Annotated in this window: 14 protein-coding genes; 6 read left to right on the top strand and 8 right to left on the bottom strand. The window is 65.4% G+C overall.

Features of this window, described 5'->3' with window-relative positions:
- Positions 1-227: 227 nt before the first annotated feature.
- Positions 228-1466: a glycosyltransferase 87 family protein gene (locus ACFWCF_RS03160; protein ID WP_378557057.1), complete on the top strand. Its 1239-nt coding sequence runs from the start codon at positions 228-230 to the stop codon at positions 1464-1466.
- On the opposite strand, the gene ACFWCF_RS03165 is transcribed toward ACFWCF_RS03160, so the two are convergent.
- Positions 1436-1765 carry a branched-chain amino acid transporter permease gene (locus ACFWCF_RS03165; RefSeq protein ID WP_378557060.1) on the bottom strand — a complete coding sequence of 110 codons (330 nt, stop codon included), beginning with the start codon at positions 1763-1765 and terminating at the stop codon, positions 1436-1438. The two genes, ACFWCF_RS03160 and ACFWCF_RS03165, sit on opposite strands and share 31 nt — an antisense overlap.
- Positions 1758-2456, bottom strand: a complete 699-nt coding sequence (locus ACFWCF_RS03170) for an AzlC family ABC transporter permease (protein ID WP_378557063.1) — start codon at positions 2454-2456, stop codon at positions 1758-1760. Before ACFWCF_RS03170 ends, ACFWCF_RS03165 begins: the two co-directional genes overlap by 8 nt.
- A 58-nt stretch (positions 2457-2514) precedes the next feature.
- Between ACFWCF_RS03170 and ACFWCF_RS03175 the strand changes: the two genes are divergently transcribed.
- Positions 2515-3255 carry a M50 family metallopeptidase gene (locus tag ACFWCF_RS03175; protein WP_378557066.1) on the top strand — a complete coding sequence of 247 codons (741 nt, stop codon included), beginning with the start codon at positions 2515-2517 and terminating at the stop codon, positions 3253-3255.
- On the opposite strand, the gene ACFWCF_RS03180 is transcribed toward ACFWCF_RS03175, so the two are convergent.
- Together ACFWCF_RS03180 and ACFWCF_RS03185 are read right to left on the bottom strand one after the other, a co-directional pair.
- Positions 3252-3905 (bottom strand): cyclase family protein, encoded by a 654-nt coding sequence (locus ACFWCF_RS03180; protein WP_378557069.1) that lies wholly within the window; start codon positions 3903-3905, stop codon positions 3252-3254. The genes ACFWCF_RS03175 and ACFWCF_RS03180 overlap by 4 nt on opposite strands.
- A gap of 25 nt (positions 3906-3930) precedes the next feature.
- Positions 3931-4746, bottom strand: a complete 816-nt coding sequence (locus ACFWCF_RS03185) for an acyl-CoA thioesterase domain-containing protein (protein ID WP_378557072.1) — start codon at positions 4744-4746, stop codon at positions 3931-3933.
- A 76-nt stretch (positions 4747-4822) separates the two neighbouring features.
- Between ACFWCF_RS03185 and ACFWCF_RS03190 the strand changes: the two genes are divergently transcribed.
- Together ACFWCF_RS03190 and ACFWCF_RS03195 are read left to right on the top strand one after the other, a co-directional pair.
- Complete coding sequence (locus ACFWCF_RS03190) at positions 4823-5902, top strand: nucleoside hydrolase (RefSeq protein ID WP_378557075.1); 1080 nt, start codon at positions 4823-4825, stop codon at positions 5900-5902.
- A 34-nt stretch (positions 5903-5936) separates the two neighbouring features.
- On the top strand, positions 5937-6338 hold the full coding sequence (locus ACFWCF_RS03195) for an Lsr2 family protein (RefSeq protein WP_378557078.1): 402 nt from the start codon (positions 5937-5939) through the stop codon (positions 6336-6338).
- Here the strand turns inward: ACFWCF_RS03195 and ACFWCF_RS03200 are convergent.
- Entirely contained in the window at positions 6277-7767 is a 1491-nt protein-coding gene (locus ACFWCF_RS03200) for an FUSC family protein (RefSeq protein WP_378557081.1), read from the bottom strand. The two genes, ACFWCF_RS03195 and ACFWCF_RS03200, sit on opposite strands and share 62 nt — an antisense overlap.
- Before the next feature lie 70 nt (positions 7768-7837).
- On the opposite strand from ACFWCF_RS03200, the gene ACFWCF_RS03205 reads away from it, so the two are divergent.
- On the top strand, positions 7838-8350 hold the full coding sequence (locus ACFWCF_RS03205) for a MarR family winged helix-turn-helix transcriptional regulator (RefSeq protein ID WP_378557084.1): 513 nt from the start codon (positions 7838-7840) through the stop codon (positions 8348-8350).
- A gap of 96 nt (positions 8351-8446) precedes the next feature.
- Here ACFWCF_RS03205 and ACFWCF_RS03210 read toward each other — a convergent pair whose 3' ends face one another.
- A complete protein-coding gene (locus ACFWCF_RS03210) occupies positions 8447-8920 on the bottom strand; it encodes a hypothetical protein (protein ID WP_378490042.1) in 474 nt (157 codons plus the stop codon).
- Positions 8921-9296: 376 nt separating this feature from the next.
- Here ACFWCF_RS03210 and ACFWCF_RS03215 point away from each other — a divergent pair, with 376 nt between their 5' ends.
- Positions 9297-9884 (top strand): HdeD family acid-resistance protein, encoded by a 588-nt coding sequence (locus tag ACFWCF_RS03215; protein ID WP_378490043.1) that lies wholly within the window; start codon positions 9297-9299, stop codon positions 9882-9884.
- Positions 9885-9909: 25 nt separating this feature from the next.
- Here the strand turns inward: ACFWCF_RS03215 and ACFWCF_RS03220 are convergent, their stop codons facing one another.
- Together ACFWCF_RS03220 and ACFWCF_RS03225 are read right to left on the bottom strand one after the other, a co-directional pair.
- A complete protein-coding gene (locus tag ACFWCF_RS03220) occupies positions 9910-10320 on the bottom strand; it encodes a pyridoxamine 5'-phosphate oxidase family protein (RefSeq protein WP_378557087.1) in 411 nt (136 codons plus the stop codon).
- Between the two features lie 94 nt (positions 10321-10414).
- Positions 10415-10813 carry a PPOX class F420-dependent oxidoreductase gene (locus ACFWCF_RS03225; protein ID WP_378490045.1) on the bottom strand — a complete coding sequence of 133 codons (399 nt, stop codon included), beginning with the start codon at positions 10811-10813 and terminating at the stop codon, positions 10415-10417.
- Positions 10814-10965 lie beyond the last annotated feature (152 nt).

The following is a 10965-nucleotide window of genomic DNA, read 5'->3' on the forward strand; positions in this document are numbered from 1 at the left end:
GTCGAGCGTGCTCGATTCAGTTATCTACAGGTATCTACCAAAATCCAAAGAGAGCGATATAGCTTCATCTGCACTTGACCGGGAAATACTCAAAAGGGATAAACAGCCGATTCTATCCGCAGAAAGCGCTTCAGGACGGGCTACGCCGTACAACGTTTGTGTAACGTGACGACGGGTCGCCCCGACCGGGCCCCTGAAACGTTGCCGTCCACCCGGAGGTCCCACCCGTGCTGTTGTCCGAAGTCCGCGCCAGGCCCGTGCACTCCGCACTGATCGCCATCGGACTACTGGTCACGGCATACGCGGTGGCGGGATACGTGCAGGACGCGTTCACCGAATACCTCATGGACCTCGACGTCTTCCGCGACGCCGGGTACGCGTTCCTCCATCACACCCCCCTCTACACAGAGGGCTTCTACACCCACTCGGGCTTCCGATTCATCTACCCGCCGTTCGCCGCATTCCTGTTCGCGCCGATGGCCCTGATCGGCAGCACGACACTGCAGGTGTTGTGGACTGCCCTCCTCATCGCACTCGTGTGGTGGATTCTCAAGGTCGTCTACCAGCGACTGGACGTCACCCGCGCAAGCCTCGTCGCCTCGTCGACCCTGGGCGTGGTGCTCCTGCTCGAGCCGTTCCGATCGAACTTCGCATTCGGCCAGATCAACATCATTCTCATGGCGCTCGTCGTCGCAGATGTCCTCGGTGTGATCCCCGCGCGCTTCCGCGGCGTCGGTATCGCGGTCGCGGCAGCGATCAAGGTGACGCCCGCGGCATTCGGGCTACTGCTCCTGCTCCGCAAGGACATCCCGTCGGTGGCCCGAGCGTTCGGCGCCTTCTTCGCGACCGTGGCATTCGGATACTGGCTGCGGCCCGACTCCTCTGTGTTCTTCTGGACCGACGAGTTCTTCGCAACCGATCGCGCCGGCGACCAGGGGTTCTTCCGCAACCAAGCACTCACCGGCCTGATCGCCCGATTCGGGTTCTCCGAGGGCACCAGCAAAATCCTCTGGATCGTCGGTGCCGCGCTGATCGTCGCCGCGACCGCGTGGGCAGCACACCGATTCCTCCGCGCCGGCGAAACCGTCCCTGCCCTCGCGCTGGTCGGTCTCGCGACGCTGCTCGCCGCACCGATCGCCGTCACCCACCACTGGGTGTACTCGCTGTTCTTGGTGCCGCTGCTCGTCGCCCCGCGCTACCGCGGCTGGTGGCCCGTACTCGTGCCCGCCACACTGATCTTCCTGTTCGGACCCAACAAGCTACTCACCGATGCATCGTCGCGCGGCTGGGTCGAACACGTCGTGCTCGAGGCACTCGGAAACTCGCAGGCCATCATCGCCGTCGTCGTCTTCGTCGCCGCGGTCTTCGCCGCCCGCACCCGCCGCGGCGAGATCATGACCCCGATCCCGCCGGTAACAGCCTCGCCGGTAACAGCTCAGCCCCAGAAGGCCGACGCCACCAAGTAGAGGCCGGTACCCACCACGGTGCTCAGCGCCGCATTTCGCCGCCACAAGTGCATTGCGATCGTGCCGCACAACCCGATCGTCGCGGGCAGCCACGTCGTCGCGCCCACGTCGCGCAGCGTGTACATGACGAGGATGATCATGACGCCGACCGGCATCGTCCTGCCCAGGAAGTCGACGACGGCGGAGTTCTTCAGCCCCGACAGCGCCAGGAACGGCGCCGCGCGCAGCGTAACGGTCACGGCGAACATCACCAGCAGAGCGCCGAGAACGTATCCGGCGCCGGGCACCGACTCAGGCACTGGCCGTCCTGTTCCGGTAGACGAATCGTGCGAGCAGGCACGCGACGAACAACCCGAGTCCGACGACGAGCATCTGATCCTTCGCTATAAGCATCGCCACGAGGCCGCACACCACCGCGAGCACCGTGGCGGGCACATCGCGGTTGGTACGGAACGCATCGATCGCGAGCACCGTGAACAAGGCGGTGAGCGCGAACTCGAGACCCGTGAGGCCCGCGGGCAGCACCGCACCGATGAGCGCGCCGACAGTGCCCGACACCACCCACATCGACTGGCACAGCACCTGCACGGTGAGCACTCGGGTACCGGACAGATCCTGACCGGCTTTCGGCGCAACGATCGCGTAGGCCTCGTCGGTGAGCGCATAGACGGCGTAGAGACGGCCGATCCGGCTGCGGATGGACCGCAGAGGAAACGACAGTCCGTAGAAGACGTGTCGGAAGTTCACGAGCAACGTCGCCGCGGCGATCGACGCAAACGGTGTCACCGCACTGATGAGACCGATCGCCAGGAATTCCATCGAACCCGCGTAGATCACGATCGAAAAGATCGTCGCCCACCACCAGTCGAAGCCACCCTGGGTGAGCACCACGCCGAACGCGAGGCCCAGCGGAATCAGGCCGAGCCCGACGGCCCACGAGTCGGCGATACCCGCGCGGATATCGATGGCACGACTGTCAGGCATGCTCATGAGGCTATCGAGGCCGACGACGTGTCGTGCCTCACCCATAACCGACGAAAGGTGATCAGTGGCGTCGAGCCTCGACTCGTTCACGAACGCAGCGGAGTCCGCGTGGCAGGCCGTCTCGGCCGTCGACGCACCCGCGCCGACCGCCCTGGTATTGGTCACAGCGGCGATCGCGCTGATTCTCGTGACGGTGCAGCCGTTGTGGCGCAAGACCCGCAACGTGATCACGCAGGCGCACGAAGGGTCGCACGCGCTCGTGGCCGCGTTGGTGGGGCGCAAACTGTCGGGCATTCGGCTGCACAGCGACACGTCGGGCGTGATGGTGTCGTCGGGGAATCCGCGCGGCCCCGGCATGGTCGCGACGGCGTTTGCCGGGTACACGGGCCCGGCGGTACTGGGGTTCGCGGCGGCGACCCTGCTCACGATGAACCGACCGGCGGCGGTGTTGTGGTCCATCCTCGCAGCCCAGGCGTTGCTGCTCCTGTTGATCCGCAACCTGTACGGCTTCGTGTCCGTCGTGATCGCGGGCGCTCTCGTGGGTGCCGCGGCCTATCTCGGTGACCCGGTCGTGCGGTATGCCGCCGCGTACCTCATCACGTGGGTACTGCTGCTCGGCGCCACACGTCCGGTGTTCGAACTGGCTCGCACCCACATGCGTGGCCGCGGCCAGGGTTCGGACGCCGACCAGTTGAGGTGGTTGACGAAGATTCCCGCGGGGCTGTGGATCGTTGCGTTCGGGTTGGTCACGGCCGGGACCGCGGTGTACGGGACGGCACGTGTCGTGGTGACGCACCTGCCCTAGAACAACTCGAGGTTCATCGCGACCGCACGGACGGGTGCCCCGTCGGCACCCACGAACGGAATCGGCAGCAGGCTCACCAACGGATCCGGGAAGTCGATCGACGCGAGGTTCGTCAGGTTCTCGCAGATCACACCACCCGCGTCGGCGATCACGTGGTGCGCGGGGAGCTCCTCGTCGCCCGTGGGGTCGATACTCGGGGCGTCGATGCCGACGGTGCGCACTCCGCGGTCGAGCAGCCACCGGCACGCGTCCACGCTCAGCGCCGGATGGTGGAAGTACTCGTCGGTGCCGAAGTGCTCCGACCATCCCGTGTGCACGAGAGCGATGTCGCCCGAGCCGAGGTCGGCCTCATCCCACGCATCCGGACCGATCAGCTCGCCCCGACCGACGCGGCCACGCACATCGAGAACCACTCCCCTGCCCACGAACGCCGTGGGCGGGAGGCGGTCGACGGAGTTCCCGTCGTCGCGGATGTGTCGCGGCGCGTCGACGTGGGTGCCGGTCTGCGATCCCATCGCGACGTGCAGCAGGTTGTAGCCGTCGCCGCCGATGGTCGCGTGCGGAGTGAACACCGGCGTCGGATCTCCCGGATACACCTGCGTGCTCGGCGACACGGGGTGGCTGAGATCGACGATCCGCACTACTCGCATGGCGCACATGCTAGTTCGGAAAAGATCATGCTCCGCCGAAATCCACCTGCCGGTGCGGATCGGCGAGTGCGGTGACCGTTCCGGAACCGAACGGCCCGAGCCGGTCGAACAGCACCGACGTGCCCACGGAGATGCCGTCGGCACTGATGTGGTGGTCGGCCTCGACACCCACCTCCGGCCCGACAGGCAACCGCGACAGGGTCAAGGTGAGGTCGGCGTTGATGAAGCCGACGCCGCGGTCGCTCCAGTTGGTCACCAAGCTGGTCGCTTCCCCGACCGTCGCGGTGCGCACGAACGGCGACATCTCTTCTCCGACGACGACGGGCAGTTGACGTGCCCACAAACGCTTGCGGCTCGCATTCTGGTGTTCGGCTCGGTTCGTCGACCAGCCTTCGGGGTGGGCGTCGCTGCCGAACCAGGTGGGGAAGACGAATCCGGTCTCCGGGTCGGCGGGAGTTTCCGCGGGCGGTTCCGGACGATCCTCGCGCACCCACATCTCGCCCGGCGGTTGCGCCGACGGTCGCAGGAAGACGACGGTTGCGCGAGCCGAGACGTCGTCGCCCTGCATCAGCAGCGCGTCGGCTACGCGAATCCGTTTACCGTCGCGGACACGCGTCGTGGTGAATCGGATCTCGTCGTTGCGGACCGGCTTGAACAGGTCGACGGTCAGGCGCGCGGGCACCATCGCGTCGTCGCCGTGCCGATTCTCGAGTTCGCGGGCGATCAGACCGCACACGCACGGGCCCGCGAGCATCGTGGACGACCATGGGCTCACCGCATACTTGGTGGGCCGATACGCACCGTCGGCGTCCGTGAAAAAGCCCCAGGCATTGTTCTGCATCCTCGAATGTTCCCAAGCCGAGGTTTCACGGGCGAGTGGGACCCCATGGTGCGCGACGTGAACGCGATGTCGCAAGATGTGTGGCGTGGGCTCCCCCGACCTCCCGATCACCTCGACTCGACTCATCGTCGATGTCGACACCGGCATCGACGATGCGCTCGCGTTGCTGTATCTGCTCGCGAGTCCGGAGGCCGACATCGCCGCGGTGCTGTGCACGGCCGGGAACGTGCCTGTCGATCAGGTGACCGCGAATACCCTTGCGGTGCTGGATATGTGTGGCCGCACCGACATCGAGGTCGCGGCCGGGGCGCAAGTCCCGCTCGTCGCACCGCTGATGACCACCGAGGACACTCACGGGCCGCTGGGTGTCGGGTATGCCGAGTTTCCGGCGACATCGCGGGCGCCGTCGTCTCGCACCGCAGCGCAGGCGTGGGTCGAGCTCACACGCGAGCACCCGGGTGAGTTGACGGGGCTGGTCACCGGACCGATGACGAATCTCGCACTGGCCCTGAGGATGGATCCGGAGCTGCCGCAGCGACTGCGGCGCCTCGTGATCATGGGCGGCTGCTTCAACCATCCCGGCAACACGACACCGACGTCGGAGTGGAACGTGGCGGTCGACCCGGAAGCCGCACGCGAGGTGTTCGATGCGTTCTCCGGTCTGCCTGCCTCGCAGCATCCCATCGTGTGTCCACTGGACATCACCGAGACCATCGAGATGCATCCCGTGCACGTGGACCGTATCGCGGAGGCGTCGGAAAGCACTCCCGCCGAGGCATTGTCGTCCGACGACCCGCGAGAGATGCGATCGCGCGCATCGAATCCGGTGGTGCGACACCTCTCCGATGCGCTGCGTTTCTACATGGAGTTCCACCGCGATCAGAATCTCGGTTATCTCGCTCACGTTCACGACCCGTTCGCAGCAGCGGTGGCGCTGGGGACCGTGCCGTACACGACGACACCCGCAACGGTGGACGTGGAGCTCGAAGGGCGGCTCACGCGGGGCACCACGATCGCAGATTGGGCAGGCATCTGGCGGCGCGAACCGAATGCCGCTATCGTCACGGCGACCCATCCTGAGATGTTCTTCGAACACCTCACTGTCCGGGTTGGTGCATTCGCCCGGAATTTGAAGCTACCCTCCAGTAACAACTAGCGTTTAGTTGAAAGTTCGGGGACAAGGAGACAGTGTGGCACAGCAGGTGCGTGTCGAGTATTACGACGACATCGACGGCGAACCGATTACCGATGGTCTGGCGCAATCGTTCCGGATCACCGTCGACGATATCGAGTATGAAATCGATCTTCGTCCCTCCAACGCGGACAAGTTCTGGGCAGTTCTACAGCCGTGGCTGAACGAGTCGAAGCGCAACCGGACACCGAAACTGCCGAGCATTCCCCCGGCAGCGCATGCAACCGCCCCCACCCCGATTCGTCCGCGAAAGCCCCGCAACCGCAAGGTGATTCCCGGACGTTCCCCCGAGCAGCTGGCTGCGGTGCGCCACTGGGCCCGGGGTCAAGGATTCGACGTCAGCTCACGCGGGCGCATTCCGTCGCACATTCTCGAGAGCTTCGAGGCAGCTCACGTGTGACCTCGGTCAGGTGAGCACGGTCGCCGCGCTGGATGGTCAGCGCGGCGACAATCACTCCGACCACCACGCCGATGAGGGTGTCACCCACGCGGCCGGCCGCCACATCCGGCCCGATGCTGCTGCCCAACCCGGTGAGCATCAACGCCATGGCCGTGACGAAGACGGACGCGAGAGCGTAATTGCGGGTGACGACCATTTCCGTGACGGTCTGTAGCACCACGATCACGACGACCAGCGGCCAATAGCCGAGGTCGAGAACCAGCAGCACCACCGCGAGCACCGCACCGAGCGCGTTACCGATCAGTCGCTGGATCGCACGCTGCACGGTATGCCGATAGTTCGCCCCCTGCAGCGTGGCCATCGCACCCATCGTGGCCCAGAGCGGATGCGCCATACCGAGTGCCGCGGCGATCCCCCCGGCGAGCAACGAGGCGACCACGACCCGCGCGACACCGATCACGATCACCCGGTCGCTCAACCGCTGCACACCCTCGCCGAAGAATCCGAAGAATTTGTCGGTCCGGCTCACGCGTCGAGCACCCTGGACAGATGTTCCGGATCGAGGAATGTCGATGTCGCGCCGCACCTTGCGAAGTTCCGCTTCGAACCGGTGGAAGTCGGCGCGGCGCTCGGACAGCGTGTCGTGCGACCCACCGTCGACGGTCTTCTCGGCGGCATCGAGCAGCGCGAGAAGCTCGTGCCCGTGGGAGCGCATCCGTCGATCGCCACCGAGTGCGATCACCTCACGAGCGCGGGTGATGTTCTGGCGAGCGGTCGTCACCCCCGCTGAACCCTGGGATTCGAGCGCGGCGACGGAGGCGAGCGCACGTGCGACCGCGACTCGGGCGGGGCTCTGCGGATGCGACAGCGCGGGAAGCATGGCCACGATCCAGCCGATGACCGATCCGCTGGCAGCTGCCGCAGCGGCGAGACGCACGTCGGCGGCGCTGTCGGCGAAGCCAGCGGCACCGGCCGCGGCGAAGATGAGGACCACGGGGCCCGGCCCGGTGATCCGGAAGGCGGTAAGAAGCCAGAACGACACACCTGCAGCTATGGAGAGCAGGAGGATCTGCAGCCATATGGTGAGCCCGACGGCACCGAGCACGGCACCGAACGCGGTGAAGGCCGTGACACCGAGGCCGACACCAGCCAGCTTCGTCGCGAGCCGCGGGAAGGGCTCGTAGCGCAGGAACGCCGACGACAATGCGCCGAGGGCGGCGAATCCCGCAACCTCCGGATGACCGAGGAGGCCACCTCCGATCAGTGCGATCAGCGTGGCCACGCCGACACGGATCGCCACGGCGACAGTGGGATCGGCCCGGCGCATCTCGAGGGATTCCCGCCACGCGGAGGCCGACAGCGAATGCGCCAACGCGCCGCCCGTGTAGCGAAGGCGGTCGTGGTCCGTGTGTCGGCGCGGTCGAAGCATCCTTCAAGGATAATACTTCGTATGTAAATTATCTATGAACTTCTTGGATTCCAGCCGTTAGAATGCACACATGTCCACGCCCTCTGCCCGCTCCGACTACGTCGAACGCATCCGTCACGCGTGGGCGACCCGCTACCCCGAACTCGATGTCCGCCCCATCGACGTGATCGGCCGCATCACCCGCATCGGCTCCCTCGCTCTGAACCGACTCGATCGGGAACTCGAATCGAGCCGCGTCGGCCGCACCGAGTTCGAGGTACTCAGCGCACTCGCGCGCAGCGACTTCCCACTGCGAGCGAGCGAGGTCACTTCCGTCACCGGCATCTCCGGCGCATCCACCACCAAGCACACCGAACGGCTCGTGAAGATCGGATTGGTCGAACGTCAGCGCCTCGAACGCGACGGACGCGTAGTGCTGCTTTCCCTCACCGATGCGGGGCGCGAACTCGTCGAGCGGGAGCTACCACGCCGACTCGAGAGCGAAAGGCAGATGCTCGACGGACTGAGCGACGACGAACTCGACGTCCTCACCGAACTACTGCAGCGCATCGCGCGCAACGTCGAAGAGCAGACGCTGCCCTGACCTACGACGCGGTCAGTTTCCTCCGCCTCTACGGGTTTCCGTGGGTCGTCGATCCACGGAAACCCGCAGGAGCGGAGGAAGGTTCAGCGCTCGTCCTCACGGCATCTCCATCGTCTCGGACCGCTCGATCTCTGCGACCGCGCGTCGCAGATAAGGGCCCGGAGCGGAGGTGCGCGCGGCGAGGAGATCGGCGAGTACCAGCAGACCTGCCGTCAGATAGTCGCCCGGCCGTACCTTAGGGGCCTCGTCGTCGTGTACACCCAACGTGCCGGTGAGCACCGCGACCACCGCGTCGGGTTGCAGCGACGGCAACCAGCGCATGCCGTTCCGAAGCGCTCGCTCGAGCACTCTCTGCACATCCTCACCGGTCAGCCCATCGGGATGCAGTTCCTCGAGCAGTTCACGCAGCATCGCCGCATGCACCGCGGTGACCTGCTCGTATGGCAACGCGATCAGCTCGTCGAGCGCCTCATCGAATGCGGGCACCGCCTCGGTGCGGGCTGCGCCCAGCGCGGCGTCGGTGGTCGTCGCGACGCGTCGGGTGATCGTCGGCCAGTGATCGGGCCACACGTACTACTCCTCCAGCTACTCGGTCCCGGATGCTCCGGGTCGCAGTCGGCACTGCAGCGCCAGCGCGTCGTACGGTGGAAATTCTTTCATGTTCCGCGCACGGCATCGGGACCTGTATCTGTCGAATCATCCGGCTCCGCTGCGAAGCTTTCCTCCGCTCACATGGGTTTCCGTTGCCTCATGACCCACGGAAACCCGGACAACGCGAGGAAAGTCGTTGTCGAACCGGAAATACCGATCCGTGCCGATGCCACCTTCCGCGACTACGGCCGCATTCGTCCCTCGGGAAAACGACGACGGTTTCCCCTGCGGATCAAGGTAAGCCGACCTATTCTGAAGGCCATCAAGATCGCGCAGTCATACGCAAGGAGTCGTCATGTCCGCGAACCCCGAGTCAGCATCCGATCTGTTCCGGTCGGTCTTCAAAACAGTCTGGTGGGTGGTGCTGATCCGCGGCATCCTCGCCGTCCTCTTCGGCATCGTCGCTCTGGTGTGGCCGGGCATCACGGTGTGGGCGCTCGTCGTCGTATTCGCGGTGTACGCCATCGTCGACGGCGCCGTACTCGTATGGCATTCCATCCGAGATCGCGCAACCCTGGACGGCTGGGGGCTGTGGCTGGCGATGGGCGTCGTCTCCGTCCTCGCCGGTCTGGTCGCGTTGTTCTGGCCGGGGATCACCGCGTTGGTGCTGCTGTACCTGATCGCGTTCTACGCAATCCTGTTCGGCATCATCGGCATCGTCGGTGCTCTGCGGTTCCGGAAGGTGCCCGATTCGGGCTGGGTGTGGTCGCTGATCGCCGGCGTCGTCGCGGTCCTCTTCGGCGTACTCCTGCTGATCTTCCCCGGCTCGGGCATCCTCGGCCTGATCGTCCTGCTCGGCATCTACGCGATCCTGTTCGGCATCCTGCTGATCGTCATGTCGTTCCAGGTGCGCAGCGCGGCGAAGAAGGCCGGCATCATGTGAGCCGGCCGTTCTCCGCGCGGCAGGATCAAGAGACGTTCATCAACCTTCCCCACGCGTGCCAGCGGTCGATCTCGATCCACGCGCTCACACGCGTGCGGTCGCGCACGTAGTAGGGCTTCCCGGTGTAGTGCCGGGCGATCCGGTCGATGTCGGCCAGGTCGGGGTCGTCTACGAACTCGACGACCCTGCCCTGGAGACTCACGTGCGTGACCCAGTCCTCCGGATCCATCGCGCTCAGCGCCACGCGCGGATCTTTGCGGAGGTACTCGAGACGCTTACGACCCTCGTCCATGTTCACAAGGATCCGGCCGTTCTCGTAGAGGTACCAGGTGGGCACCGACACGGGTTGGCCGCTGGCGCGCAACGACGTGATCGTCGCGTGGTTGGCGTGGGTCAGAAGTTCTGCGACGGCCTCGGGGAGTGGTGGCTTCGGCACGGCGATCCTCTCGTCACGGATCCATGACGCTCATCATGGCCCGGTATGTACTCGTCGACCACCGACGCTACCGCCCACCGATGGGGCGCCGAAGTCACTGCTTCGTCGACCGCTCGATCGACATCACCAGCACCACCCGATCTGCCTTGTCCGGCGGCGGGGTCGTGTCGGGATTCCCGTAACGATTGTTCAAGCGAACGAAGAACGCACCGTCGGGATCAGGGACGACATCGACGAGTCTGCCTGCGACCTCGAGGTAGCGATGGGGCTCATCCGGATTGATCACCGACAGCGCCATCGACGGATTGTGTTGCAGATTGCGAAACTTCTGACGCTTCGTGGTGTGGGTGAACCGTATGTGCTCGCCGTCGAACTCGAACCACATCGGGGTCACCTGCACGGTGTCGTCCGGGCGGATGGTCCCCAGATGGCCGAAGAGAGGTTCGACCAGGAGACGACGATAGTCGGCGGGAATGATCTCGGTCTGCGACATATTCGACATTCTCTTTCGGACGTACGGGGCGGGTGGACATGCGACGGTCGCTGTTGTCCATGGTCCACCGTTGTCCGGGTACGCGGGCGTGCTTCCCCCTGATTCACAGGGACACAACACGGACGCGTTTGCACGAAAGCACCGCGCAACCC

This window comes from Rhodococcus sp. NPDC060090 (assembly GCF_042729855.1).
Lineage (GTDB): Bacteria > Actinomycetota > Actinomycetes > Mycobacteriales > Mycobacteriaceae > Rhodococcus.